At 49.2% G+C, this 25,701-nt stretch carries 26 protein-coding genes and 1 tRNA gene; 3 read left to right on the top strand and 24 right to left on the bottom strand.

Translation table 11 applies throughout. The annotated features are described in order from the left end of the window. Nucleotides 1-459 precede the first annotated feature (459 nt). The 8 genes from ACE41H_RS11545 to ACE41H_RS11510 all read right to left on the bottom strand — a co-directional run bounded on the left by ACE41H_RS11545 (nt 460) and on the right by ACE41H_RS11510 (nt 6,905). Entirely contained in the window at nt 460-1,338 is an 879-nt protein-coding gene (locus tag ACE41H_RS11545) for a carbohydrate ABC transporter permease (protein ID WP_375355399.1), read from the bottom strand. Between the two features lie 14 nt (nt 1,339-1,352). Continuing rightward, nucleotides 1,353-2,243 carry a carbohydrate ABC transporter permease gene (locus ACE41H_RS11540; RefSeq protein WP_375355398.1) on the bottom strand — a complete coding sequence of 297 codons (891 nt, stop codon included), beginning with the start codon at nt 2,241-2,243 and terminating at the stop codon, nt 1,353-1,355. Between the two features lie 36 nt (nt 2,244-2,279). Then, nucleotides 2,280-3,554 (bottom strand): ABC transporter substrate-binding protein, encoded by a 1,275-nt coding sequence (locus ACE41H_RS11535; protein WP_375355397.1) that lies wholly within the window; start codon nt 3,552-3,554, stop codon nt 2,280-2,282. Between the two features lie 85 nt (nt 3,555-3,639). Then, entirely contained in the window at nt 3,640-4,518 is an 879-nt protein-coding gene (locus ACE41H_RS11530) for a helix-turn-helix transcriptional regulator (RefSeq protein WP_375355396.1), read from the bottom strand. A 99-nt stretch (nt 4,519-4,617) separates the two neighbouring features. After that, a complete protein-coding gene (locus tag ACE41H_RS11525; protein WP_375355395.1) occupies nt 4,618-4,932 on the bottom strand; it encodes a type II toxin-antitoxin system RelE/ParE family toxin in 315 nt (104 codons plus the stop codon). Beyond that, entirely contained in the window at nt 4,929-5,192 is a 264-nt protein-coding gene (locus tag ACE41H_RS11520) for a type II toxin-antitoxin system Phd/YefM family antitoxin (RefSeq protein WP_375355394.1), read from the bottom strand. Before ACE41H_RS11520 ends, ACE41H_RS11525 begins: the two co-directional genes overlap by 4 nt. Before the next feature lie 215 nt (nt 5,193-5,407). After that, nucleotides 5,408-5,800: a hypothetical protein gene (locus tag ACE41H_RS11515; protein WP_375355393.1), complete on the bottom strand. Its 393-nt coding sequence runs from the start codon at nt 5,798-5,800 to the stop codon at nt 5,408-5,410. Between the two features lie 220 nt (nt 5,801-6,020). Next, nucleotides 6,021-6,905 (bottom strand): SDR family NAD(P)-dependent oxidoreductase, encoded by an 885-nt coding sequence (locus ACE41H_RS11510; RefSeq protein WP_375355392.1) that lies wholly within the window; start codon nt 6,903-6,905, stop codon nt 6,021-6,023. Nucleotides 6,906-7,050: 145 nt separating this feature from the next. Between ACE41H_RS11510 and ACE41H_RS11505 the strand changes: the two genes are divergently transcribed. Further along, complete coding sequence (locus tag ACE41H_RS11505; protein ID WP_375355390.1) at nt 7,051-7,512, top strand: MarR family winged helix-turn-helix transcriptional regulator; 462 nt, start codon at nt 7,051-7,053, stop codon at nt 7,510-7,512. Between the two features lie 580 nt (nt 7,513-8,092). Beyond that, nucleotides 8,093-8,746 (top strand): transcriptional regulator, encoded by a 654-nt coding sequence (locus ACE41H_RS11500; protein ID WP_375355389.1) that lies wholly within the window; start codon nt 8,093-8,095, stop codon nt 8,744-8,746. Between the two features lie 285 nt (nt 8,747-9,031). On the opposite strand, the gene ACE41H_RS11495 is transcribed toward ACE41H_RS11500, so the two are convergent. Then, a tRNA-Ala gene (locus ACE41H_RS11495) sits at nt 9,032-9,104 on the bottom strand. Nucleotides 9,105-9,203: 99 nt separating this feature from the next. Continuing rightward, the gene (nrdR, locus tag ACE41H_RS11490; protein ID WP_375355388.1) at nt 9,204-9,671 is read right to left on the bottom strand and encodes a transcriptional regulator NrdR; all 468 of its coding nucleotides are present in this window, start codon (nt 9,669-9,671) and stop codon (nt 9,204-9,206) included. 107 nt (nt 9,672-9,778) lie between these two features. Here nrdR and ACE41H_RS11485 point away from each other — a divergent pair, with 107 nt between their 5' ends. After that, nucleotides 9,779-10,006: an alpha/beta-type small acid-soluble spore protein gene (locus tag ACE41H_RS11485; RefSeq protein WP_375355386.1), complete on the top strand. Its 228-nt coding sequence runs from the start codon at nt 9,779-9,781 to the stop codon at nt 10,004-10,006. Between the two features lie 59 nt (nt 10,007-10,065). On the opposite strand, the gene ACE41H_RS11480 is transcribed toward ACE41H_RS11485, so the two are convergent. The 14 genes from ACE41H_RS11480 to icd all read right to left on the bottom strand — a co-directional run bounded on the left by ACE41H_RS11480 (nt 10,066) and on the right by icd (nt 25,605). Beyond that, on the bottom strand, nt 10,066-10,629 hold the full coding sequence (locus tag ACE41H_RS11480; protein WP_375355384.1) for a lytic transglycosylase domain-containing protein: 564 nt from the start codon (nt 10,627-10,629) through the stop codon (nt 10,066-10,068). Next, on the bottom strand, nt 10,626-11,222 hold the full coding sequence (coaE, locus tag ACE41H_RS11475; RefSeq protein WP_375355383.1) for a dephospho-CoA kinase: 597 nt from the start codon (nt 11,220-11,222) through the stop codon (nt 10,626-10,628). Before coaE ends, ACE41H_RS11480 begins: the two co-directional genes overlap by 4 nt. An 18-nt stretch (nt 11,223-11,240) precedes the next feature. Next, nucleotides 11,241-11,930, bottom strand: coding sequence for a sporulation membrane protein YtaF (gene ytaF, locus ACE41H_RS11470; RefSeq protein WP_375355382.1), 690 nt, complete (start codon nt 11,928-11,930; stop codon nt 11,241-11,243). A 102-nt stretch (nt 11,931-12,032) separates the two neighbouring features. Then, nucleotides 12,033-12,869: a DNA-formamidopyrimidine glycosylase gene (mutM, locus tag ACE41H_RS11465; protein WP_375355380.1), complete on the bottom strand. Its 837-nt coding sequence runs from the start codon at nt 12,867-12,869 to the stop codon at nt 12,033-12,035. 64 nt (nt 12,870-12,933) lie between these two features. After that, nucleotides 12,934-15,585 carry a DNA polymerase I gene (gene polA / locus ACE41H_RS11460; protein WP_375355379.1) on the bottom strand — a complete coding sequence of 884 codons (2,652 nt, stop codon included), beginning with the start codon at nt 15,583-15,585 and terminating at the stop codon, nt 12,934-12,936. Nucleotides 15,586-15,783: 198 nt separating this feature from the next. Further along, the gene (gene phoU / locus ACE41H_RS11455; protein WP_375355378.1) at nt 15,784-16,443 is read right to left on the bottom strand and encodes a phosphate signaling complex protein PhoU; all 660 of its coding nucleotides are present in this window, start codon (nt 16,441-16,443) and stop codon (nt 15,784-15,786) included. A 28-nt stretch (nt 16,444-16,471) separates the two neighbouring features. Further along, a complete protein-coding gene (gene pstB, locus ACE41H_RS11450; RefSeq protein ID WP_375355377.1) occupies nt 16,472-17,251 on the bottom strand; it encodes a phosphate ABC transporter ATP-binding protein PstB in 780 nt (259 codons plus the stop codon). 159 nt (nt 17,252-17,410) lie between these two features. Continuing rightward, nucleotides 17,411-18,589 (bottom strand): methyl-accepting chemotaxis protein, encoded by a 1,179-nt coding sequence (locus ACE41H_RS11445; protein WP_375355376.1) that lies wholly within the window; start codon nt 18,587-18,589, stop codon nt 17,411-17,413. 180 nt (nt 18,590-18,769) lie between these two features. Next, on the bottom strand, nt 18,770-19,501 hold the full coding sequence (locus ACE41H_RS11440) for a response regulator transcription factor (RefSeq protein WP_375355374.1): 732 nt from the start codon (nt 19,499-19,501) through the stop codon (nt 18,770-18,772). 105 nt (nt 19,502-19,606) lie between these two features. Then, complete coding sequence (gene pnpS, locus ACE41H_RS11435) at nt 19,607-21,418, bottom strand: two-component system histidine kinase PnpS (RefSeq protein WP_375355372.1); 1,812 nt, start codon at nt 21,416-21,418, stop codon at nt 19,607-19,609. 218 nt (nt 21,419-21,636) lie between these two features. Further along, nucleotides 21,637-22,506: an SDR family oxidoreductase gene (locus ACE41H_RS11430; RefSeq protein WP_375355371.1), complete on the bottom strand. Its 870-nt coding sequence runs from the start codon at nt 22,504-22,506 to the stop codon at nt 21,637-21,639. Nucleotides 22,507-22,771: 265 nt separating this feature from the next. Next, entirely contained in the window at nt 22,772-23,194 is a 423-nt protein-coding gene (locus tag ACE41H_RS11425) for a hypothetical protein (protein WP_375355370.1), read from the bottom strand. A 165-nt stretch (nt 23,195-23,359) separates the two neighbouring features. Continuing rightward, nucleotides 23,360-24,301, bottom strand: a complete 942-nt coding sequence (mdh, locus tag ACE41H_RS11420) for a malate dehydrogenase (protein WP_375355369.1) — start codon at nt 24,299-24,301, stop codon at nt 23,360-23,362. A gap of 11 nt (nt 24,302-24,312) precedes the next feature. Then, nucleotides 24,313-25,605 (bottom strand): NADP-dependent isocitrate dehydrogenase, encoded by a 1,293-nt coding sequence (gene icd, locus ACE41H_RS11415; RefSeq protein ID WP_375355368.1) that lies wholly within the window; start codon nt 25,603-25,605, stop codon nt 24,313-24,315. Between the last annotated feature and the right edge of the window lie 96 nt (nt 25,606-25,701).

Genomic DNA, 25,701 nt, shown 5'->3' with positions numbered 1-25,701 from the left:
TATGTGGAATGTGTGAAGTAAGCTTCATTGTCTATGATATATATCATGGAAAAAGCGACAATTAATTCAAAAATTACTGACAAAGATATTAAGACGGAATGCTATTAAATAATCAGTTTCCCGACATATATAAACTACAATTTGTAGTTTAATAGCTAAAAAAAGAAGGCGGCTACGAGCAGCCGCTTCCAACAATGACACTGAGTATCAGCACTATGAGAGATGAGATCAGCAACGGCATCACCTCTAGTACCGGAATACTACTTCTTCTTACGCCATTCATTTAAGCGGGCCTGCAGGAGATTCATGAGTTCAGGATCAGCTTCCTGTACCGCATCAACCATATGGTTCACGATTAAGTCGCCATAATCATGAATCAGTCCCTCAGTAACTTGCCAGATTGCAGGAATGCTTCGTTCTTGGAGCGCCTCGGTAGCGCCCAAGAGGGAACCCGAGTCGCTACCCCTTCACCGCCCCTAGTGCCACACTGCCGATAATTTGCCTGGAGAAAACCGCAAACACAATAATGATCGGCACAATGGAGATCGCAACGCCCAAATAAAGCAGCCCATAATCCATCCCGTAGTATCCTTGAACAAGCGCGACCAGCACGGGAAGCGGGTATTTCTCCAGCGAAAAGAACAGCACCAGCGGTGTAAGAAAATTGTTCCAGGAGCCGATAAACGTAAATATGCCCAGAGCTGCAATGGCAGGGCCCAGAATGGGCAGCACAATGTGATTAAAGGTTCTGAACTCCCCGGCGCTGTCCACCCTGGCGGATTCAATAATTTCGTCCGGGACACTGCTGTCGATAAACTGTTTGATAAAAAATACATTGAAAGCGTGTGCCGCAGCTGGCAAAATAAGCGCCGTATAGCTGTCGAGCAGGCCCAGTGTGCTGAACAGGCGATACATCCCGATGAGAGCCAGTTGCCCCGGCACCATCATGGTCGCAAGGAGAAACAGGAACAGCCAGTTCCGTCCCTTGAATTTGTACTTGGCGAACCCGTAAGCCGTCAACGCGCCGATATACAAGGACAGAACGGTCGAGGCCCCGGCAATAAACAGGCTGTTGGCAAAGCCGCGCCAAATATTGATTTTGGAAGCCATATTGGCATAGTTTTCGATGAGAAACTGTCCCGGAAGAAATGTAAATGTTGATGCGATTGTAGCATTGTTATGGGTGGCGTAAATGATCATCAAATAAAACGGAATGATACACAGGATGGCAAGCCCGATAAGAAAAATATATATGAGCACTTTACCGGCCGTCAGCCGCTTGGCGCTTGCTGCACTCTGATAAACCGGGCTTTGCTCCAGCGTTTTGGCAGTTTGCATACAATCCCCCTCCCTTATGATCTGCTTTTCCGCTGCGTCATGACAAAAGACACGACGGAGAGCAAAATAATGATGACGAACAGACAAAATGCAATCGCCGCTCCGTAACCGAATCTCGTGCTTTGGAATGCGACGTTATACAGATACATAATGCTTGTCATCGCCGCCCGGTCCGGGCCTCCCGTCCCGTTCGTCAGGGTGAACGGCTGATCAAAGATCTGGATGCCCCCAATGATCGAGGTAATAATCTGAAACAGGATGATGGGCCGTAGCATCGGAACGACAATATGCAGGAAAATATGCTTTTTCCGCGCGCCGTCGATAGCAGCCGCTTCCTGCAGAGCCGGGTCGATGCCCTGCAGACCCGCAAGATAGATAACCATGGAATAGCCGAAATATTGAAAAAACAGAATGGCAGACACAATAAGTCGCATGAACCAAGGATCATTTTTCCAGTTGATCGGTTCATGAATCAATCCTGTTTGCACAAGAAAATGATTCAAGCCCCCCGACTGCCAGTCAAAAATGAGACTGACGAGCAAGCCGAGCGAAGCCGCCGTAACGATGTTGGGAAAGAAATACACCGCTCTAAAGAAGTCCCTGCCCTTCAGGAGCTTGTCATTAAGGATAAAAGCAAGCACAAGCGATACTGTAAGCTGTGGCACGACGGAAATACCCCAGATAAACAGCGTGTTAAACAGCGTTTTATAAAACAGCGGGTCCTGTAGAACCGCAACATAATTGCCGAGACCGACGAATTGGGGCGAAGTGATCCCATCCCAGTTGGTAAAGCTGATATACAGGGAATACAGGATCGGATAGAGTCCAAATATGAGGAAGATGATGAAAAAAGGAGCGATAAAGTAATAACCGTAATGGTCCTTGCGTATGGATTTGGCAAACATGGATTTGTACCCCCATCATCGGATTCGAATGGCCGTCTACTTGACCTCAAGCTCGGGAAATCTTAATTTCACGTCGCGTTTGATCCTCTCTACCGCTTCTTCTTTCGTCCGGATGTCGTTGTTGAGATACAACTGGAGCACATTTTTGAATATATCGTTGTTAATGATCGTGTCGTATTTGGTCCTTTCGTATACGGGAACCTTTCTTGCTGCTTCCGAGAAGAATTCGAAATGGCTCTGTCCCCCCAAGTAATCCGAGGTTACTGTCTGCGCAAGCCGGTCATTGACGATCATATTGCTTGTAAAATAATCCTGCTCCCTGGCCAGCTCGGACAGAAATTCATGATCGAAGTTATAAAACTTGATGAATTTCCAGGCGAGATCCTTTTTGTCACTGTTGCTGTACATCGAGATATAGGTTCCTCCCGCGCTGAAACCCGTCGGACCTTGGGCCAGTCCCCATAACCCTGCCGTGTCCGGCGCATTCGCCTTGAACGTATACTGGAGCGCCCAGGTGGCGCCGGGATAGAACATGACTCCGCCATTTTGCATGGACGCGGCCACACCTGCGCCGCCATCCTCAAATTCGGCCAGCACCTTCCGCTGCCTTGCCTCCCGCACCAGGTCAAGCACCTGTAAATATTTCTCGTCCATCACAAATTTGCCGTCTTTCACCCACGGAATTCCGTCATACGAGTTCAAAATCGCATTCCAGTTGGTCAGCGCATGGACTTTATTTCCACTTTCCTGCTGCACACGCTCGCCGATCTCGAATATTTTGTCCCATGTATCGATTTGTGCGCTGACCTTTTCGGGATCATCTGTCCCCAAGTACTGTTTGGCCAAATCGCGCCGGTAATAAATGGCTCCAGGAGTGGCCTGATAACCGATGGCTTTTACATTGCCCTTACTGTCCTTTTCATTGCCTTGCACAAACGGATACTGCTCAGGCAGCAAATCGTCCGCCTTGTACGGGGCCTCCGACAGGTTCTGCAGATAAGGAACATCGATCATTTCCCTGATGTTGGCGTTCTCGATCATGAACACATCAGGCGCTTTGGAACGGGTCTGCAAAGCGGATTTCAATTTGGTGATATAAAAATTGCCCGGGATATTCACAAAATTCACCTTGATATCCGGGTATTTTTGCTCAAACTTCTCAATCGCATAACCGGCCTCATCGGTAAAACTCCATACGGTAATCTCGTTGTCGGCCTCGTCTGCCATAGCCTGAAGCTGGCAGCCGGATAACACAACAGCTATGCCTAGAAGCAGCACAAGCGGAAAATAGTTCAGTCCAAACCTCTTCATGAGCGCCCTCCCCTATTAAGTAAACGCTTACAATTTATTCGATTATATTGATTTTGAAGAGGGCTTTCTCCTCAAATATTGTTATTCATCCATCATATTTTGCGTTCATGGTCTTGTGTTTCTTCCGGAATTCGGTCGGCGTGCAGTCATTGTATTTTTTGAAAAGGCGGTTATAGGAATTCATATTGTTGAAGCCATGATCGATGGCAATGTCGAGGATGGAGGACTCGCTGAACAGCAGCGCCCACTCCGATTTAATGATCCGAAGATGATTGAGGTACTCCATCAAAGTAACTCCCTTGATGTCCTTGAACAGCTTGCACATATAAAATTTGCTGAATTTGATATGCTCTGCAATGTGCTCCAGCTTAATCGATTCAGAATAATGCTGCTCCAGGTAGCTGCATACGGCTTCGATGAACTCAAACTTTTTGGCAGGCATAGCTTGTAATCCGTGATCCGCTGCTTCAGCGCAGGGTGCTTTTGTTCTTAGCAGGCACACGATCAGATCGTATAATCTTGCAATCATGGCCCACCTGTATCCGGCATCCCGGTTTTTGGCTTCAGCCGAGAGCGCATCGATACAGTGCTTCATCTCCCATTCCTTACTCAAGCATGCGGGCATGACCGCTGTTTTGTTAAAAAGCTTCTTCGTATCCAGCAGATCATGCTCGGCAATAAAGCTGCCGGAGATCAGCTCCATGCGAAACAAAATAATCGTCAGCTTTTCCGTTCCAGGCAGAAAATAATGCACATCCCCTGGCCTGATGATCATCCCGTCCCCCTGCTCCAGCTCATACACCTGATTGTAGACGCCGATACGCCCCCTTTTCCCACGGACGAACACCATTTCAACCTCTTCATGCCAATGAGCGGCAAAGCTAAACTGCTCGCCTGTATGAATAACGTGTATAGGAAAACCTTCCGGCATATGACCTGTTTCCAGAAAAGTCGGTACAGCCATCTAATCCATCCTTTCTTGTTTTGTGCGTAAAAGAGAAAAGCCAATAAACACCAAAAAGGTTCAAGTGTTTATTGGCTTCTACGAATATGCCGCTGTCATCTACAATATTCTGTTCCACTCCCGCTTGCCATAAAGAATCCTAATGACCGTTACTGAGCTATTCGTCTCATCAATTACATAAAAAACAATATATTTTTCAACTAATAACATACGGATTCCTTGTGAAGCTAACCTACCATCCTTAACTAAAGCGTACCTAAAAGGGGATTTTTCCAATTCGAGTATCGCTGACGAGATTTTTGCAATCCATTTTTGTGCAGTCGCGGGCTCTTTCAATTCCAAAGCAATATATTTGGCAATTTCCCGTAAATCATGTTCAGCTGGTTCAGTAATAAAAATATTATAGGTGTTCACTTTATGACATCCTTTTGAATATCGTCAACAGCGTCCCTAAAAGGTCTCACTTTGTTTTCTTTTCTGGCATTCGTTCCCTCATCAAGCAACTTGTATAGCTCGAATTTGCCGACAAGCTTCTCATATGACTCTATACTCATAACGGCCAAATCACCTTGACCATTCTTCGTAATATAAACAGGCTCTTCGTATTGGTGGCAAAATTCGGAAATTTCATTATATTTATTCCTTAAATCTGAACTCGGTCTGATGGTGGGCATTTCATCACCTCACTAATTGGTATCGTTATTATATCTAAATAACGATACGCACGCAATAACTCTGAACCGTTTCTGAAACACGCACCGACATCCACCCGGATGAAGCTGTCGCGCTCGGTGCCTCTGTGCAGGCAGGTCTGAAGTCCGGAGTATGGAGCTTATGTAAAACCAGGAAAGCTCAAGTAAACGAGCTTTCCTGGTTTTTGGTGTTCGTATTAGGCAGACACTGCGCGAACCTGAGCGAAGCTCACAAAAACGATAGATCCTGCTGTCAGACCAGAGGTAAGTGGAGTCGTTACCGTAGCCTCAAATCCATTGCCATCCACACTGATGATACGTCCTTGAAATGAGGTGCCGTCCAGAATCACCGTTACCGGTATACTTGCAAGAGCCCAAGCATACAAGCGTTGCTGTATCGACGGTCCTGTAAAGGGCCGCGAAGAACCCGATTGCTGTTGAGCAGGACTATAGACGTTTTGGTTTTGGTTTTGGTTGTAGTACGGAGCGCTCCCGAAACACTTGATTTTAACACTTCCTTTTGCCTTAACTTTCTTATTAGCCTGTCTCACAATTTGACTATAGTTTTTGACACGCATTTTTCTTGCCATAGTATTTCTGCCTCCCTTTATTTGAGATATTGTATTCTATGGCAATAGGACAAGAGAGTCTTGGACAAATTATAGTAGAAAATAGTGGAATTTCAAATAATAGATATAGATTCCCGATAATCGCGAACTATATTCCGCCACAGCCGGGATCATCTACACAGATCTTGTGCAAATTTCCGATGGATAGTTATTTGGTAATCCCATCTCCTGGCTATTACTATTAAATCACCGTTTCAAGGAAACCCTTTTGCTGAAGCAAATCAATGGTAGCTTTCCACAATTTATTTTGCATGGAAATATCGGCGCCAGGATGTACAGGTGTTATAACATGCCCGGACCCAACATTGAAGTATCCTCCTGTCACGTTCTGATACTCTGGATCAACAATTAACCGGGTAATAATGTCGGCCCCTCTCCGTGGATCACCAATATGCAAAAACTTCAATATTCGCTCAAGCATGGCTGCAAACCAGAGTTCGCGTCCGAGACCTGTAACATTAAACCCAGGATTCAGCGCATTTACGTTTATCCCTGCTCCTTCCCATTGTCGTGCCAGAGCGCCGGTAAACATAATGTTTAACAGTTTGGTTTTACCATATATAGCAGACGAGCCTCTGGCCGTAAAAGGAGAAACATCCGTTAAATCCTCAGGGATTGTAAGTTCCCCATGGTTCCGTGATGCCTCGGAGGCAACATTGACAACTCTAGCATTCCCCGCTGCACGCAAAGAATGGTATAGAGTGTGCGTGAATAACCAAGGTGCCAAATAGTTTACGGCTATCATCTCAGCAAATCCTTCGGACGTTACCCTTTGTTCAAACGCATGCACTCCCGCATTATTCACAAGCACGTCTATTCTCGGGTATGCAGCCGATATCTCCTGACCCATTCGTTTGACATCCTTCATCAAGGACAAATCTCCGTAAAAAAAGTCAACTGATGCTGAAGGCATCTGTTCATGTATCATTTTCCCGGTTGCTTCAGCACGCTCCCTGCTTCTGGCTGTCAAAACAAGATGGACCCCACGCTTGGCCATTTCAACCGCCACGATCTGCCCCAGACCACTTGTGGCTCCGGTGATTACAATCATCGGTTTTGTCGTCATTAGACTGCTCCTTTCCCGTAATTCCGCCTTAAGCTTTGACTTATGGCGGACACCTTTATATAATTGACATAAATCAACTATATTGAATTGATTGATATATGTCAACTAATTAAATTATACAAATTGCAGAGGTTAGGTGAAACAGATGAATGAAGATCAATATAAAAATACGCGGCGCACACATTTGGAGCTGCTGCTCGGTGAACAACTCAATGCCTTAATTACTTCAATGCACGCGCTAAATGTAAAAATCGCCGCACGGTTTGATCCTTCCCTGCAGCCTGCCGCTTTCCATCTTGTCCGTTGGCTTTATTCATACGGACCTACGAGCGCCTCTGTATTGGCGGAGGCAACAGCTATGGACCGCAGCTCCGTCAGCCGCCTCGTCAAACAGCTGGAGCAGTTGGAGTATGTGAAAAGGGAATCCTCTCCCGAGGATCGCCGGGGAATATTTCTGTCCCTCACGGATCTGGGGCGGGAAAAAACGAAAGAAGCTCTTAAGGAAAAGGAAATCGCCTATTTTGAACGCATTTCCAAATGGAATGAAGATCAGCTTGAATATTTTATCGACATGCTCAAGGATTTTAATGGATTGGATAGGTCATAAGCAAAAAGCGCGGGGGCAAATCATCGAAAGTGCCACCGCTCATCCATTGTGGTTAGTCGCACTATCCAGGTTATAGTACATTTTAACGGTTACCGCAGCGGTTATTACAAGATAATAATCGCTTCTGAAAATCTAACGGTTCTGGTTGACGTTATTTGAGCAAATATGGAGTGTTCTTTAGTGAAAACAGCCAGATAAGCTCGCTGGTAACCTTTAGAATTTGAAACGGAGCATTTTGAGCTGAATAAGCGCTGTTACACCCGTTATAGTTTGAAAGCAACTTTAGGGCGGCGGCACGTAGATGATTTAGCAAAGCACCTCATAACTGAATTGTGAAGTGCCCCCTTCATTCCCCGTCTAGGGAGATCGGGCTCTGGCCTGACATGTAAGCGCTCTCCCGTTATGGTTAGCTGTACTATTCAAAAGAAATTTGTTCACTTGAAGATTCTTTCTGGTTATGCTACATTGTAATCAAATTACGGTGTGAAGCACATACCGCTTCAATACGTCTTGTTCATCAGAGCATTGACGTATTAAAGCGGTTTTTATTTTTGAATTAATCGGATCGGATGTGAATTCTATGAGCATATTTGATGAAGTTTATCAGAAATGGATGGAACAGCAGATTGCTGAAGAGAAAAGCCCCAGAAGGCGGGAAATGCTGCGAAAGGGATTAAGCCGCGGATCGATCGATTTTTTGCGCTTGATCTGGTTTCCTGTTATAGGCAGTCTGAATCACTTATACCCAGAATACGAGATCAGGGACTTTAATAATGGATATCGCTATCTTGACTTTGCGTACTTGCCCGGCAATGTCAAAGGTTGTATTGAAATTCAGGACTATCGAAGTCACGCCAGAGATATTGAGGTTAGTCGATTCAAGGATTTGTGCATGAAGCAATCCCTACTGGTTCTTGATGATTGGCTCTTCCTTCCAATCGCTTATTTGTCAATTCGGGATGACCCAGGGGTCTGCAAGCAGCTCGTTCTTTCCTTCGTTGGAAAGTTTCTAGCCAGCTCTGTGCCGTCCGGACTCGGCTGGGCGGAAGCCGAAACCTTGCGGTTTGCTCACAGACTGCTGCGTCCTTTTACGCCAGTCGAGTTATCAGGCCATTTGCTGCTTTCAGAACACCGCGTCAGAGTTATTCTTCGCGGCCTGATCGAGAAGAAACTGCTTGAGGTGGCAAGTGGAAAACAGCGATATCGCTCTTACCGACTTACGGTAATAAAGTGAATACAGTGCGATATTTTTTAACGGTTGTCCCTGCGGTTATGGCAGAGCAATAATCGCTTTTGAAAATCTAACGGTTCTGGTTGACGTTATTTGCGCAAATATGGAGAGTTCTTATTGAAAACAGCCAGATAAGCTCGCTGGTAACCTTTAGAATTTGAAACGAGGCATTTTGAGCTGAATAAGCGCTGTCACACCCGTTATAGTATGAGAGCAACAATCGAGCTGCTCGCAGATGATTTAACAAAGAAACCTCATAACCGAATTGGTCATGAGGTTCTTTAATTATGGAGCCTAGGGGGATCGAACCCCTGACCTCATCGCTGCCAGCGATGCGCTCTCCCAGCTGAGCTAAGGCCCCAAATTCTTATTCAATTTGTCATCCGCTTGCGGCGACTCCTATATCATATAAAATTCAAGCCCCACTGTCAATACTTTTTTCACCGCCTGAGGCCGACGTTTATTCGTCGGCCGTGTCCTTGGAGAGTAGTGTTTTCAGTTCCTTCATGAACATATTGATGTCCTTGAACTGGCGGTATACCGATGCAAAACGGACATAGGCCACCTCATCCACCGGGTACAGCTGCTCCATGACCAGCTCGCCGATATTACGGCTTTCCACCTCGGCTGCTGCGGTATTGCGCAGCGAATTCTCCACCTGTGAAACGATCCGCTCCAGATGCTCAACAGAGACCGGCCGCTTCTCACAAGCCCGGATAAGACCACGCAGTATTTTGTCGCGGCTGAATTCCTCACGGCTGCCGTCCTTCTTAATGACCATCAGCGGTGTTTCCTCCACCATTTCGAAGGTGGTAAATCGCCGGCTGCATTGCTCGCATTCACGGCGGCGACGTATGGATTTATTCTCATTCGCTGGTCTTGAGTCCAGCACTTTGGTGCCTGCATAGCCGCAAAATGGACATTTCATAAAAACTCGCTCACTTCCTTTTACCAATAACTTCCCTGCTATCAGGAGTAATAAAATCTGTCTGTCTACACATAATACTTGTACCAACACGGAGGAGGTGAACAGCAATGGGACAAGGTGGTAACAATGGAAACTCCAACAACCTGGTGGTGAAACAAGCTTCCGGTGCGTTGGAACAGCTTAAATACGAGGTTGCTCAGGAACTTGGTATCGCTATTCCACAAGACGGCTACCAAGGTAACATGACTTCTTACGAGAACGGTTCGATCGGGGGTTTCATCACGAAACGTCTGGTGACAATCGCTGAGCAGCAACTGGCAGGTCAATTTCGTTAATTCTTAACCTCTTAAAACGGCGGGACAGGTCAAACGGCTTGTCCCGTCATTTTCCTCCATTAAAAGTGACCGTATATTTTCGTGTACTGTCTGTAATAATGGATGACCCGTTGTACATAATGCCTTGTTTCCCCGAACGGAATCTGCTTGATCGTCTGTTCCCTGCCGTCCCAAGTCCCCTCCCGCAGCCATTCTTTGACCTTTCCGGGGCCTGCGTTATAAGCGGCGATCATCGCTACCGGATTATTCTGAAACTGTTCTCCCAGCCTGTGTACATACCAGGTACCGAGCTTTATATTCATATCAGGCTCGTCCCTTATGAGTTCAAGCGAACTCTTGGGAACACCTGTTGTATCCATGATCCATTGCGCCGTGTCCGGCATCAGCTGCATCAGACCAAGCGCTCCCCTGCGTGATTCCCTGCTTGTCTCATAATTAGTCTCCACACGGATAATAGAGGCAATAAGGAATGGGTCCACATCATACATTTCGGCATGCTCTCTGATTTCATCCTTGTAATGAATCGGATAAAACCAGGACATCCAATTGGAGCTGAGAAATAAAAAAAGCACAAAAGCAACAAACAAAACAAGCAGAACCCTTTTTTTACGCATAATCGTCATGAAAATACCTTCCGCTCACACAACTCATCCAACTGCCGTTCTGTAGAGGCCATATCACGGCTGTTATCGACTACGATATCCGCCAGACGTTTCTTCTCCTCAATCGGCATCTGTGCATCAAGCCTTTGGCTGGCTTGCTCCTCCGTCAGTCCGTCACGCTCCATCAGCCTTTTCAATTGAACTTCCCGCGGAACGTAAACAACCAGAACCTTATGAAAAAGCTTGTCCAGCCCGGACTCATACAGAAGCGGAATATCCACAACGATTAGCTTGTCCGGAAACTCCGTCTCATAAGCATTCATCCGCCGTAAGATCTCCTGCCGAATGGCAGGATGGGTAATATCATTCAACGCTTGGCGCTCTGTGGGATTGGCAAATACAATCGCTCCCAGCTTCTTGCGATGCAGCGTACCGTCTTGATTCAATACTTCTTGCCCGAAATGACGGACAACAGCTTCCAGCACAGGATGCCCCGGAAGCATCACTTCCCGGGCAATGGCATCGGCATCGACCAGCAGCGCACCCTTGGCTGCCAGCAGCGCCGATACCGTGCTCTTCCCGGTGGCAATGCCTCCGGTCAAACCAATAATCATGTATTCACCCGCTTTCGGCTATAACAATTTCATCATGCCCATAATAATTAGCAGTAATGCAGGCAGTACGCTGAATACCTTCATAAAGCGGAATGCCGCCAAACGGAAACCCGCCTTCATGCCCATGATCAAAAACAGACCGCTGAATACTGCTATGGTTAGCGCCGTGAGCAGCGAATTGTAGCCCAGCATGGCCGCTCCCAAACCGGCTCCGAAGGAATCGAGGGATAAGGCCATTCCTAGCCATATCGCTTCTTGCGCAGAGATGCTTCCGGACCGGTCCGTATCGGCAGCAGACGGGCTGCGCAGAATATGAATGACCAGCCCGATTTTGCGCAGCTCCATGGAGAACAGCATTTTACCCGAACCCTCAGCAGCTTCGCTTTCCAATTCCTTTTCGTGCAGGATGGCTTCCCTTGCCTCTTCCTTATTGGCCCCGCTTTGTACCGAATGGATCAGCGACCAGCAGCCGATGCCGATCAGAATGACAGCGCCGAGAAGTGATGTAAAGACCGGCGATAAAAACCGCATCAGCAGCGTTCCGGCCTGCATGGACACCATAATAATCAAGCCGGAGCAAAGGCAAATGATCAGAATGGAGCCTATCGGTATCCTCATCTTCCTCAGCCCGTATGTAACCCCTACACCAAAGCTGTCCAAACTTAACGCAAAGGCAAGCAGCAGCAGGGAAAACCATGCAAATTCCACTTCCGATAACCTCCCTGTGACGGAGCCGGCTCTTTTCAGGTCCGGTCTCACGCTCTCATATCTCAGGGATAGTATATGGGGTGGGTATGCGGGAAGTGCATGCTACATTGCTGGCACAGGCTGACAGACAGGACAGTAATGAGTTCCCCGCCCGGCAACGACGGTTTTCTCTACGGCCGTCCCGCAGCGGACGCAAGGCTCCGCTTTTCGTCCATAAATTTGCAGCTGATGCTGAAAGGAGCCGGATTGTCCCTGTCCGTTCACATAGGATTTGACGGAAGATCCGCCGGCAGCTACAGAGTTGGACAGTGTGTCCACAATAGCCATGTGCAGCCGGGTGATTTGCTCCATACTGAGCGATTTGGCCGGTTGGGCAGGATGGATACCCGCACGGAACAACGATTCATCTACATAGATATTCCCGATTCCTACGATATATGACTGATTCAGCAACGCGGCTTTGATCGAAGTCGCCCTGCTTCCTACCGCACTACGCAGCGCCTCTGCGGTAAAAGCTTCTTCCAGCGGCTCGATGCCCAGTTTGTGCAGCGGTGCTGAAACCAGGTCTTCGCCGGTTTTGAACAAATGCATCGTGCCAAATTGTCTGACATCTTTATACCTCAGTTCGGTCCCATCCGTAAAATGAAAGATGACATGCGTATGCTTCTCTACAGGCTCATTCTGATGATAAAGCCCATACCGTCCTTCCATCCGCAAATGGGACACCAAGACCAGCCCGTCCAGCAAAATACGCAGAAATTTGCCACGCCGCTCCACAGCGGTCACGGTATGCCCGGCAAGCTCCATGGCAAATGCGTGAATATCGTCAGGCCGCTGGATAATACGCGGCAAATGCACGGTTACTTGTTCGATTTGCTTTCCTGCAACAAGCTCGTTTAACGTTCTTTTGACTGTTTCCACTTCCGGCAGTTCCGGCATGTTGACTTCACCTCATGCTTTATTATAACGAAGAACCGCCTTTATGTTGAGCAGCCCGTACCGTTTATTTCGCTTCATACCAGTTGCTGCCGTAGCTTACCTCCGCTTTCAGCGGCACCAACAGCTTCAGCGCCGATTCCATGATCGACGGAACCAGTTCCTTCATCATTTCCAGTTCATCCTCCGGCACCTCAAATACAAGCTCATCATGAACCTGCAGCAGCATGCGGCTGCGCAGCTTGCGCTCACTCATCGCCTGGTCCATATGCACCATGGCCAGCTTGATAATGTCGGCTGCGGTTCCCTGGATCGGCGTATTCATGGCTGTCCGCTCGGCGAAGGAACGGAGATTGAAATTGCTCGCATTGATTTCAGGCAGGTACCGTCTGCGTTCCAGCAGCGTTTTCACGTAGCCGTCACGCTTGGCGTCCTTTACAATCTCGTCCATATAACGGCGTACGCCCTGAAACACATCAAAATATTGATCGATGAACCTGGATGCTTCCTTCCTCGTAATGTTCAGATTCTGGGAGAGGCCGTAATCACTGATCCCGTACACGATGCCGAAATTAACAGCCTTCGCGGAACGCCTCATATTGGCATCAACCGTTTCCGGGGCAACGCCGAATACGTCCGAGGCCGTTTTGGTGTGAATGTCCATGTCATTCTGAAAAGCTTCCTTGAGCCGTTCATCATCGGAGATATGCGCCAATACACGAAGCTCAATCTGGGAATAGTCTGCCGCCAGAATCAACCAGCCGGGTTCGGAAGGAACGAATACTTTACGAAGCTTCCTGCCTTCTTCCAGACGAATCGGAATGTTCTGCAGATTGGGGTATTGGCTGCTGAGCCGCCCAGTCGCTGCGACTGTCTGACGGAAATACGTATGCACCCGGCCTGTTTTGTCCGAAATTTCCTTGAGCAGCCCTTCCACATAGGTAGATTGCAGCTTGGCAATCGTACGATATTGTAAAATATTTTGCACAACATCGTGGTAAGGTGCCAGCTTCTCCAGCACTTCAGCATCCGTTGAATAACCCGTTTTCGTCTTTTTGACGACAGGCAGCCCCAGCTTGTCAAACAGAATCTCTCCGAGCTGCTTCGGCGAGTTCAGATTAAACTCCACCCCGGCAAGCTCATAAATTTCTTGAACCAGCCTTGCAATCTGCTCTTCGAATTCCTTGCCCAGCGCTTTAAGCTCGTCCACATTGACCAGAACCCCCTGCTTCTCCATATCGGCAAGGATTCGCGAGAGCGGCATTTCCAGCCCGAAGAACAGCTCCTTCATTTCATTCTCTTCGAGCTGCTTCTGCTGAGATGGAATCAGCTCCTGTATAACCGCCGCTTTGCGCGCAAGGTGATCTGCCAGAACATCCTCCTCGGGCACCTTGTACTTAGCCCCTTTACCGAAAACTTCCTCATCCGGACGTATGGACGGCAGGCCGTATTTGGCAGCAAGCCCGGTCAGCGTCTGATTGGCATCTGTCGGATCAAGCAGATACCCTGCGAGCTGAACGTCAAATTCGGCACCCGCAAATTCAACTCCATGCCAGTGCAGGGCCAGGTCGGCCCGGTGCAGGTCATATCCCCGTTTTTTGCGTTGCGGATTGGACAGCCAGGAACGAATCGAACCTGCCTCCTGCGAAGCCATCAGTTCAAACGGGATGAAGAATTGACGATCCAGTGTGCCCAACACCAGCGCAATAACCTGCGCCTGATGAGGGTTGTCTCCGTAGGTTTCGACGTGGACGACCTCAACGGCATCCAGTGCTTTTTCCACTTCTTCAAGGTTGTCTTCGCGGACAATCAGCACGTCCGCAACCGCCTCTGCCATGTCTGCGGAGCTGCCGCTTTCAGCGGACAGGGACAGTCGCTCCAGCAGCGACTTGAATTCCAGCTTGGCCAGCGCAGCGCCCGCCTTTTCCGTACGCAGTCCGCCGAAAACAATGTCATCCCATGTCTTGTCCAAGGGAACATCGCGGTATATGGTGGCCAGCTTTTTACTCATGCGTGCGTCTTCAGCGTGCGTTTCAATACGCTCCTTCATCTTGCCCTTCAGCTCATCCGTATGGGCAAGCACCTCCTCAACCGAGCCGTATTGATGCAGCAGCTTGAGCGCCGTCTTCTCGCCGACTCCCGGAATGCCTGGAATGTTATCGGAAGCATCACCCATCAGTCCTTTGAGATCGATGATCTGTTCCGGCTTCAGTCCGTAGCGCTCCTGAATCTCGGCCGGACTGTAGACTTCAACTTCTGTAACCCCTTTCCGTGTCAAGCCGACCGTGACATGACCGGAAGCAAGCTGCAGCATATCCTTATCGCCCGTAACAACGATCACATTGCGTCCCGACTCGTCCGCCCGCTTCGTCAACGTTCCGATAATGTCGTCCGCTTCATAGCCCTCAAGCTCGAACTGCGCAATGCCGAACGCCTCCAGCAGCTCCTTCAGCAGGGGAAACTGCTGGGACAGTTCCGGAGGAGTTTTCTCCCGTCCGCCCTTATAATCCTGATAGCCTTCATGACGAAACGTCACCTTGCCCGCATCAAAAGCCACCATGACATGTGTAGGTTTATGCTCCTCCAGCAGCCGCAGCAGCATCGTCGTAAAACCGTACACCGCATTCGTCTGCTGCCCGCTTGAATTCGTGAGCGGCGGCATGGCGAAGAACGCCCGGTATATAATACTGTTTCCATCTATAAGAATGAGTTTGTCCATTCCAGCACCTCGCATGTTCCATTTGCTTCCCTTATCTTAACACAATCCCCTTCCAAGCCAAAAAAACGTCCTGCCGATTATATCCAATCATCGGGGATCAGACCGGTCAGAGATGAAAAGGAAAAAACGGCTATCCTGCACCAGGGATGGAATACATCCATCTTCCCTGGTAGCAAAAATAACCGTTTTGCAAAATAATTACTGATTAAGATCCGGACGATGGCCTGTTACAAGGTAGACCGTATTCTCCCCGATGTTCGTCGCATGATCGCCGATCCGTTCGATGTACCGTCCGACAAGCAGAAGCAGCATGGCCTGTGAAGCCTGGGCAGGACTATTCATCATAAAGGAATAAAGCTCCGTGATCATTTTGCTGTACAATGCATCGACCTTGTCATCCTGTTGAGCCATTTTGTAGGCCAAATCTGTATTTTCGTCCAGATAGGAGGTAATGGCATCATCAATCATATCCTTGACGATTTCAGCCATCTGCGGGATGTCAACCAGAGGCTTGATCAGCTCCTGTCCTTCCATCCGCAGGGTAACCTTGGCCACATCTGACGCCAGATCCCCCATCCGCTCCAAATCGGTTGAAATTTTGAATGCGACGATGATTCGTCTTAAATCCTTTGCCACCGGCTGCTGCTTAATGATGAGGCTTGACCCCATATCCAGAATGTTCTCCTCCATCTGGTTTAGAGCAGCGTCATTCTTGATGATTTCCTGGGCAAGCTCCGTATCATGGGTCTTCAGACTGGTGATTGCGTGGTCGAGCGCCTCGGATACATGCTGCCCCATCTGGCGCAGCTGTTCGCGGAGTTCCTCAAGCCCTTCGTCAAATTCTTTTCTGCGGATCATCTGCAGATGCCCTCCCTCTGTGCTTCGCTCAGCCGAACCGGCCGGAAATGTAGTCTTCTGTACGAGAATCCTGAGGTGTGGAAAACAAGGTTTCGGTAGGCTCAGCCTCAATCACTTCGCCATTCAGGAAGAATACCGTTTTGCCGGAAACGCGGGCCGCCTGATGCATATTGTGCGTTACCATCACAATGGTATACCGGTCTTTCAGCTCCTGAACAAGCTCCTCAATCTTGGCTGTGGAAATCGGATCAAGCGCGGAGGTCGCCTCGTCCATCAGCAAAATATCCGGTTGCACCGCGAGCGCCCTCGCAATGCACAGACGCTGCTGCTGCCCGCCGGACAGGCTGAGCGCAGAACGTCTCACGAAATCCTTCACTTCATCCCACAGGGCGGCATGGCGCAGGCTCTGCTCAACCAGCTCGTCCAGCCGCGCCTTGTCGCGGATGCCATGCAATCTCGGTCCATAGGCCACATTGTCATAAATGGATTTGGGAAAAGGATTCGGCTGCTGGAACACCATGCCGACCCGTTTACGGAGTTCCTCTACCTCCATGCCGCTGTCGTAAATGTCCAAATCGCCTAATTGCACTTTCCCCTCCACCCTGGTGCCGGGAATCATATCATTCATCCGGTTCAGCGTCCGCAGCAGCGTGGATTTCCCGCAGCCTGATGGACCGATAAATGCGGTTACCGTTTTGTCGGGGATATCAAGATTTATATTTTTGAGCGCATGAAATGATTCATAATACAAATTCAAATTTTCTATCCGTATTACAGTCTCATTTAGCTTAATCGCGGTTTCTGTCATGGGATTTGATCTCCTTCACTTACAGATATGGATTTCCGTACCTGTACAGTTCCTGTATCTGTCCACAGGCAATATGAGCAATTATAAACGATCTATGTAAATGAAATCCTTTGTATTTGTTAACGCAATGTAAAATATTAAACCATTCACCGTTTCGCATCATGGCTGTGAGAGCATGGCCCCCAGTTCATCGGAAACGCGTGAAGCTGCCGCAGCAGCATCTTCGGCCATACGCGACAGCCCCTGGTTGCGGCGGCTGACGTTCTCCATATTAGCCATCAGCCTGGAGAAGGCTTCACTGCCTGCATCAATGTGCTCGGCTCCCAGTTCAATTTCCCGCAGGCCATACTGTGTGAGGGACACGTTCTCTCCAATCAGCGAACCGATTTCACCCAGAAGTAAGGCAATATCCTCTGAAAATTGGCGGGTCTGCTGAGCGAGCTTGCGGACTTCCCCCGCCACAATCTGAAATCCCTTTCCATGCTCGCCGGCATGAGCCGCTTCAATCGACGCATTGATGGCAAGCAGACTGCTCTGATCCGCAAGGCTGCGGATGGAAGAGGCCATGCCGGAAATGGAATGGATGTGCCGTTCCAGCACGCCTGTCTGCTCAAATTGCAGCCTCATTTGTTCCGCAATCATTTGATAGGAAGAGATAACCTCCTCAAGACGCCTTCTGCCCGTTTCGGCCAGCCCGCTCATTTCCCGCGTCGCCTCTGCGCTTTCAGCGGCCTCCCGCGCCATCTGCAGCGCATTATCTCCGATTCTGGCGACACCGTCGGAGCTCTTCACCACGGCCATTCCGCTTCTTTCGTCCGCTTCCTTCTGCAGTCTTCTGGACAGCTCCATCAAATCCCGCAAGGTTAAAATGCCGAGAAGACAGCCTTCGTCCATCACGGCTACACAGTCATAAAACTTTGCATCAGGCCTGAGCAGCGCTTTGTTCAACACCTCCGCAGCAGGATCGGCTGCGTCAACGATCAGTGCATCCGGATCGGCGAACATGGCCGCAGGTTTGTCATAATACAACTCGGCGGCAAATCTGCCCGCCAAATGGCGGTTGAACGCTTCACGCATAATGACCCCTGCAATTTCCTCTTCATTGCGAACAAGAACAACACAGGGAGCCGCCGGATTCTCTCTAAGTATGTCCAGCAAAGCCAAGCAGGAAACTTCCATTCCGATCACGGGAACAGAACGGCAGGCCGTATATTCGATCAGCTTACCCGCATGGCCGTTCTCTTCAGCCTGGCCGGTATGATCACCGTCCGAAAAGTCATCCGTCTGTATCGTCTCTATCCTCTGTGTCGTTTCCAGCTCTGGTGCCATGATCATCATTAAAGTCCCCTTTGCAGCTAAATACTATTATGATCAGCTCATCTTATAGGTCGATAGAACCATCATAAACGTATTTGGTAAACGGAAAGGGACTATTGTGTTAACTGTTTGTAAAACGATTGCAATACTTCCGTCAAAAATCCAACCTGGTACCTATCCGCAGAAAAAATCCCCAACCTTTTATACTAAATGTTGGGGACTTCTTTTTCTATTCACAACCAATTTATAGCCGACACCGCGTATGGAGTCGATATGCACCGATTCGGGCTCCAGCTCTAACTTCTTGCGTAAAGAGCTGACATGAACATCCACCGTCCGCTGTCCGCCGATATAGTCAAAGCCCCACACCGCGTTCATCAGATCATCTCTCGTAAGCACAACACCGGGTTTTCTTGACAGGTACAAGAGCACCTCGAATTCCTTCGGTCTGAGATTGATGGACTGTCCGCCCAGAATCACCTCATATTTTTCGGGGTAAATCTCCAGCTCCCCGAGCACGATTCTGGAAGCGTCACTTTGATCAGGCAGCACGCCTTCATCCCCGCTCATCGAACGGCGCAGCACGGCGTCCACACGGGCCAGCAGCTCGGATACACCAAAAGGCTTGGTAATATAATCATCCGCCCCGGATTTCAGCCCCTGCACCACTTCAGCTTCTCCATTTTTGGCGGTCAGGATAATGATCGGTGTGGTCACTCCCTGGGTGCGAAGCTTGTTCAGAATATCGAGGCCGTTCATGCCAGGCAGCATCAGATCCAGCAGGATTAAATCAAAAAATTCTCTCGAGGCTTTCTCAAATCCGGCGGTTCCATGGTCCTCCGTCTCCACCTCGTAACCTTCCTGTGTCAAATTGTAAGTAAGCAGCCTGGCCAATGTAGGCTCGTCTTCTATAACCAAAAGACGTTGTGCCATGATTCTATCCCCCATCTCCCGTTACATTCTTTCTTAATGTAATAACACATGTATGTCTGACTCGAATTTATTTTATCACGGCATTGTTAACGGGGTGTAAAAAAATCATTCTTGCTGCTCCTCCACCTGCTGCAGCAGTGGCAATTCGACCGTAAATGTCGTGCCAAGCCCAAGCTCACTGTCGACCGTGACGCTTCCGTGATGCAGCTCAACCAGATGCTTGACGATCGACAGACCCAGTCCGGTTCCGCCCGAACTGCGGGATCTTCCTTTATCCACACGATAAAATCTTTCAAAGATGCGCGGCAAATCCTTCTTTGGAATGCCGATGCCGGTATCACTGACGGTAAACACCACTTTTTCGGGTTCACTATCCTGTGAAAGCTCTTTGACCTTCAGCTTCACAATTCCGCCTTCATGGGTGTAATTTACCCCATTTGAAATCAAATTCAGGAATATTTGCCTTAATTTATCCTCATCCGCTTCTATAAATAGTTCCTCAGGCACTTCCACCTGCAGGCTGATATGCTTCTTCTCCGCCACCTTGGCCAGCGTGCCATTGATCATATCGAAGAATGAGGACAAATGAACAGGCTCGCACTCCAGCGGAGAACGTTTGGATTCGATTTTGGAGAGGTCCAGAATATCGCTGATCAAGCGGTTGAGCCGTTCACTTTCATCATAAATGATCTGCAAAAACGAGCGGGCTGTCTCTTCATCCTTCACTCCGCCACCCAGCAATGTTTCGGCAAAGCCTTTCACCGCCGCAATCGGTGTTTTCAGTTCGTGCGATACGTTGGCTACAAACTCGCTGCGCATGTTCTCCAGTCTGCGGATCGCGGTCACATCCTGCAGCAGAAAGAGCATGCCGCGGTAGCTGGCTTCATCCTGCATCGGCACACCGTCGAGCAGAATGAGCCGTTCCCCCGGGTTGAATACACTGACTTCCTCATGCATGCGTTCCCGGTTTTGAATACTGTGCTCCACCAGCTTGGTCAGCCCGTAATGCTGCTTCAGCTCATGATAGGCCCTGCCGGTTACCCGGCTGCTGCTGATTCCGAGCATTCGCTCTGTCTCGCGGTTTACCAGCGCAATTTTGCCTTGCGCATCAATCATCAGAATACCACCTGTCATGTTGCTCATCACCCGCTGCAGCAAATCCTCGTTATCCCGGATCGTTTTCATCTGCATTTGCAGGCTGTCCGCCATCCCGTTAATCGCTGCCGCCAGTTGTCCTACTTCATCATTGCGCTTCAATTCCACCCTGGCATCATAATCAAGCTTTGAAATGCGATTCGCTACCTTCGTAATATGCTCCAATGGAGAAGTCAGATTGCCGGCGACACGGTAGCTGACCAGAGAAGCAGCGAGGAACAACAACAGCAAACCGATAATCATGGCTATCCAGGCACGCTGCATGCCTTCGTCGATAGCCTGCAAACTCATCGAGACGCGGATAAATCCGTCAAAACCGCTGTCCGTGCTGACTGGTTCCGCCACATACAGCATATTCTGCTTCAGTGTATCGCTGTAACGAATCGCGCTCCCGCTACCTTTTTCTTCTGCCAGACGTATTTCATCCCGCAGCGCATGGTTGTCCATCTTGCCGATATCCATCTCCGAGTCGCCTATAACTGTTCCATCCTTATTGATGAAAGTTATACGGGAATTGATCAGCCCAGCCAGTTCCCTCGCTTTCTCCGTATAATAAGCTGTGTAATCAGCGGCCGGCTCACTGCTTGTGCTGTGAAATTCAAAGGTGCTGCGCAGGAGATTTATTTCCCGGGCCATATTTTCCTCCAATGCCTTGATATGCGATTCTTTGAAAATCTGCCCCATCGTCAGTCCTGCCGCAATCACGGATATTCCGATCAGCGTCAAAATAATGGCGGTCAGTCGAAAACGGAATGATTTCATAAGCTCTCCCTCAGCAGTATGCTATGTGCGTATTGTAAAGCTTATTTTACTGTATCAGCGATCTGCCTTCCATACCGCAACTGTTAACGGAGTGTTAAATTTGATTTGTCATGTGTAATCAGACACAAGGAAGGACCGTCCCTCAGCCGGATGGCCTGAAAAACGGTCCTTAAATTTAGAGTTCACATCAACAATGGTTGGCAGTCTGACCCTTTTCATCAACCGTTTACGACTTCACCGCCATTGACATGGATGACTTGACCGCTGACATAGGAGGAGTCCGAGGATGCCAGGTATACATACGCCGGAGCCAGCTCTTCGGGCTGTCCGGGACGCTTCATCGGCTGGGTAGCGCCAAACTGGCTTACTTGCTTCTCATCAAAAGTGGACGGAATCAGCGGAGTCCAGATTGGTCCCGGTGCAACAGCATTTACACGGATGCCCTTTTCCACTAAATTCATGGACAACGAGCGGGTAAAGGCAGTAATAGCCCCTTTGGTCGAAGAGTAATCAAGCAGCTGCGGGTTGCCTTTGTACGCTGTAATTGATGTTGTATTGATGATCGTACTGCCCTGCTTCAGCAGAGGCATGGCCGCTTTGGTCAAGAAGAACATTCCGAAGATGTTGGTGCGAAATGTCCGCTCCAATTGCTCGGCAGTAATGTCTTCAATGGACTGCTGTGGATGCTGTTCGGCAGCGTTGTTCACCAGAATATCCAATTTGCCCAGATTCTCCACCGTTTGTTGCACAGCCTTCTTGGCAAATTTCTCGTCTCCAATATCACCGGCAATTAGCACGCATTTCCGCCCCTCCTGCTCAACCTGACGCTTCGTTTCCTCCGCGTCACTATGCTCGCTCAGGTAGACGATGGCTACATCTGCGCCCTCCTTCGCATAGGTTACGGCAACAGCGCGGCCGATCCCGCTGTCACCGCCTGTTATAAGTGCCACCTTGCCCGTCAATTTGCCCGCCGGCTTGTAAGCCGGCGTCTCGAACTCCGGCTGCGGCGTCATTTTGGATTCAATCCCCGGACGCTGGTTCTGGTGCTGTGGCGGCAGGGTTTGCTGATTGCTTTGCTGTTTGGACATGATTCATTCTCCTTTCGTAAAGTCAGAATGATGGAATCTTCCCATAGGATGTACATAACTCTGTGTATTAACTCTGCCCGGCACTGTACTTTTACCACACTTCGGCCGGACTTAAACACGTTGGTCTGGAGCTTCCACTTTTATGCTGTTCCGAGACGCTCCAAGAACGAAGCATTCCTACAATCGCTGTTGATGAAAAAGAAAAAGAGCGAGTGTCGATGCAAACCAACCCTGCACCGATACTCGCTCAAATTTTGCCAATACATTAAATAATCCGGCGGTATACCATGAAAAACAGCATCAGCAGCATGCAGACCGCCAGCAGAACACTAAATGTTCTGAGCTTGGCCCTCTGAGTGGATATATCGCTGCCTTTGCTGATTCCCTCGATTGCAAGGCGCAACGGTTTGCCCATCATGCCGCCCAGCCCCGCAATAATGAGAAGCAGCAAGAAAACGATCACCATCCACGCAATAGAGTAGTCTTCGCCGGTCAGCATATATCCGCCAGTCAGCAGTTGGATAATGAGCGCATACTGCGCAAACCGGTTCAGCGTCCGAATTGCGCTGACTACTCCTTCCTGCGCGGGAGCCGACATGTTATTAAGCTTTCCGACCAAGAAAGGCAGAATGAGATAAAAGCCCATAGCCAGAGCTCCAATGATATGCAGCAAATAGATAACCCTCATGAAATAACCTCCCTATATTTTGTAATCATTTCGTGGTATGTAGAGTCTTACGATTCATGAACCTCAAACGTATACTATTATACCGGGAAGAAAGCAAGAATCTCAATCCGAAAAAAAGAATCCTCCCATGTAGAGAGGATTCCCGGCTTAAAACGATATCAACAATTATACCGAGATTACTTTAACGACACTGCGGACAGATTCGGCCGATTGATCAAGCGCTGCCTTCTCCTCTGCGGTCAGCTCAAGCTCGAAAACTTTCTCGATGCCGCTGCCGCCCAGCAGAGCCGGTACGCCGAGGAACAGGTCTTCATACCCGTACTCGCCTTCCAGGTAGGCGATCACCGGAATGATTCGTTTCTTGTCCTTCAGAATCGCTTCAGTCATTTGCACAAGGGAAGCTGCGGGCGCATAATATGCGCTGCCGTTGCCCAGCAGATTGACGATTTCTCCGCCACCGACACGTGTCCGCTGCACGATGGCTTCAATACGGTCAGCCGGAATGAGCGTGTCGATCGGAATGCCCCCGACACTGGAGTAACGGACAAGCGGCACCATATCATCACCGTGGCCTCCTAACACAAAGCCGCGTACATCCTCTACCGAAACATGAAGCTCCTGCGCGATGAATGTGCAGTAACGAGCTGTATCGAGCACACCTGATTGGCCGATGACACGGTTTTTAGGAAAACCGAGCGTTTGATACGCAGTGTAGGTCATCGCGTCAACAGGGTTGCTGAGGATAATGACAATAGCCTCAGGACAGTAGGTCTTCACATTCTCGCACACCGATTTCACGATGCCTGCGTTCGTATTGACAAGATCATCGCGGCTCATGCCTGGTTTGCGGGCAATTCCGGCGGTAATAATGACAATATCCGAACCGGCGGTCTCCGCATAATCGGAGGTGCCGATAATATTGCTGTCAAACCCTTGCACCGGGCTTGCCTCCAGCATATCCAGCACTTTGCCCTTCGTCGGGTTCTCCAGCTGCGGGATGTCCACCAGAACAATATCGCCCAGCTCTTTTTGCGCGAGCATCAATGCAGTTGTTGCACCGGTAAAACCGGCTCCGACTACAGTGATTTTTCTCCGTTTAATGGCCACAGTACCGCCTCCTACATATGGCTGATAACTTTGTCTGCGAACTCAGAGCATTTTACTTGAGTGGCCCCTTCCATCAGGCGGGCAAAATCATACGTAACCGTTTTATTGTTGATTGCGGTTTCTATACCTTTGTAAATCAGGTCAGCAGCTTCCTGCCAGCCCAGATGCTCAAGCATCATAACACCGGAGAGAATAACGGAACCCGGATTCACTACATCCTTATCCGCATATTTCGGAGCCGTTCCGTGTGTAGCTTCGAAAATGGCATGGCCTGTCACATAGTTGATATTGGCGCCAGGGGCGATACCGATACCGCCTACTTGTGCAGCCAGCGCATCAGACAGGTAGTCACCGTTCAGGTTCAGGGTAGCGATCACATCAAACTCGGCCGGACGTGTCAGCACCTGCTGTAGCGCAATATCAGCGATAGCGTCCTTGATGATGATCTTGCCGGCTTCTTCAGCCGCTTGCTGTGCAGCATTAGCCGCATCCGTGCCTTCTTTTTCTTTGATTTCGTCGTACTGGGCCCAAGTAAACACCTTGTCTCCGAACTCCTGCTCAGCTACTTCATAACCCCAGTTTTTGAAGGCACCTTCGGTGAACTTCATGATATTTCCTTTATGCACGAGCGTCACGCTCTTGCGGTTATGCGTGATGGCATATTCGACAGCCGCGCGCACCAGACGCTTGGAGCCTTCGGAGGAAACCGGCTTGATGCCGATGCCCGACGTTTCAGGAAAGCGGATTTTATTGACTCCCATTTCCTCCTGGAGGAATTTAATGACCTTTTTCACTTCTTCGGAGCCTTCCTTGTACTCGATACCGGCATAAATATCCTCTGTATTTTCGCGGAAAATAACCATATCCACCAGCTCAGGGCGTTTTACCGGGGAAGGAACACCGTCGAAATAGCGAACAGGACGAAGGCAGACGTACAGGTCCAACTCCTGACGCAGGGCAACGTTCAGCGAGCGGATACCGCCGCCGATCGGAGTTGTGAGAGGGCCTTTGATCGCCACGATGTATTCGCGGATCGCTTCAAGTGTGTCATTCGGAAGCCATTCCCCGTATGTATTAAATGCCTTCTCTCCAGCAAACACTTCATACCATGCGATTTTCTTCGAACCGCCGTACGCTTTCTCAACCGCAGCGTCAAGCACGCGCTTGGAGGCTTTCCAGATATCGCGTCCTGTACCGTCGCCCTCGATGAAAGGAATCACCGGATTGTTTGGCACCTGCAGTTTTCCGTTATCAATTGTGATTTTTTCACCTTCAGTAGGGAGATCAAACTTTTCCAATTTCATGAGTTCCAGTTCCTCCTTGTATGGTTAATGTTCGCCTCTGCCCGGACTAATGGGCAACCAGCATAGAGGGGGCAGGAAGAGTGACTTATATCATTG

Origin of the sequence: Paenibacillus enshidis, from assembly GCF_042136365.1 — a bacterium.
Taxonomy (GTDB): domain Bacteria; phylum Bacillota; class Bacilli; order Paenibacillales; family Paenibacillaceae; genus Paenibacillus; species Paenibacillus enshidis.
This window is presented reverse-complemented; position numbering and strand designations above follow the sequence as displayed.

Bases quoted from the DNA above. Each gene is read 5' to 3' on its own strand.
- ACE41H_RS11545 (WP_375355399.1), bottom strand. From the start codon at position 1,338: ATGCAAACTGCCAAAACGCTGGAGCAAAGCCCGGTTTATCAGAGTGCA.
- ACE41H_RS11540 (WP_375355398.1), bottom strand. From the start codon at position 2,243: ATGTTTGCCAAATCCATACGCAAGGACCATTACGGTTATTACTTTATC.
- ACE41H_RS11535 (WP_375355397.1), bottom strand. From the start codon at position 3,554: ATGAAGAGGTTTGGACTGAACTATTTTCCGCTTGTGCTGCTTCTAGGC.
- ACE41H_RS11530 (WP_375355396.1), bottom strand. From the start codon at position 4,518: ATGGCTGTACCGACTTTTCTGGAAACAGGTCATATGCCGGAAGGTTTT.
- ACE41H_RS11520 (WP_375355394.1), bottom strand. From the start codon at position 5,192: ATGCCCACCATCAGACCGAGTTCAGATTTAAGGAATAAATATAATGAA.
- ACE41H_RS11515 (WP_375355393.1), bottom strand. From the start codon at position 5,800: ATGGCAAGAAAAATGCGTGTCAAAAACTATAGTCAAATTGTGAGACAG.
- ACE41H_RS11510 (WP_375355392.1), bottom strand. From the start codon at position 6,905: ATGACGACAAAACCGATGATTGTAATCACCGGAGCCACAAGTGGTCTG.
- ACE41H_RS11505 (WP_375355390.1), top strand. From the start codon at position 7,051: ATGAATGAAGATCAATATAAAAATACGCGGCGCACACATTTGGAGCTG.
- ACE41H_RS11500 (WP_375355389.1), top strand. From the start codon at position 8,093: ATGAGCATATTTGATGAAGTTTATCAGAAATGGATGGAACAGCAGATT.
- nrdR (WP_375355388.1), bottom strand. From the start codon at position 9,671: ATGAAATGTCCATTTTGCGGCTATGCAGGCACCAAAGTGCTGGACTCA.
- ACE41H_RS11485 (WP_375355386.1), top strand. From the start codon at position 9,779: ATGGGACAAGGTGGTAACAATGGAAACTCCAACAACCTGGTGGTGAAA.
- ACE41H_RS11480 (WP_375355384.1), bottom strand. From the start codon at position 10,629: ATGACGATTATGCGTAAAAAAAGGGTTCTGCTTGTTTTGTTTGTTGCT.
- coaE (WP_375355383.1), bottom strand. From the start codon at position 11,222: ATGATTATTGGTTTGACCGGAGGCATTGCCACCGGGAAGAGCACGGTA.
- mutM (WP_375355380.1), bottom strand. From the start codon at position 12,869: ATGCCGGAACTGCCGGAAGTGGAAACAGTCAAAAGAACGTTAAACGAG.
- polA (WP_375355379.1), bottom strand. From the start codon at position 15,585: ATGGACAAACTCATTCTTATAGATGGAAACAGTATTATATACCGGGCG.
- phoU (WP_375355378.1), bottom strand. From the start codon at position 16,443: ATGATCCGCAGAAAAGAATTTGACGAAGGGCTTGAGGAACTCCGCGAA.
- pstB (WP_375355377.1), bottom strand. From the start codon at position 17,251: ATGACAGAAACCGCGATTAAGCTAAATGAGACTGTAATACGGATAGAA.
- ACE41H_RS11445 (WP_375355376.1), bottom strand. From the start codon at position 18,589: ATGATGATCATGGCACCAGAGCTGGAAACGACACAGAGGATAGAGACG.
- ACE41H_RS11440 (WP_375355374.1), bottom strand. From the start codon at position 19,501: ATGGCACAACGTCTTTTGGTTATAGAAGACGAGCCTACATTGGCCAGG.
- pnpS (WP_375355372.1), bottom strand. From the start codon at position 21,418: ATGAAATCATTCCGTTTTCGACTGACCGCCATTATTTTGACGCTGATC.
- ACE41H_RS11430 (WP_375355371.1), bottom strand. From the start codon at position 22,506: ATGTCCAAACAGCAAAGCAATCAGCAAACCCTGCCGCCACAGCACCAG.
- ACE41H_RS11425 (WP_375355370.1), bottom strand. From the start codon at position 23,194: ATGAGGGTTATCTATTTGCTGCATATCATTGGAGCTCTGGCTATGGGC.
- icd (WP_375355368.1), bottom strand. From the start codon at position 25,605: ATGAAATTGGAAAAGTTTGATCTCCCTACTGAAGGTGAAAAAATCACA.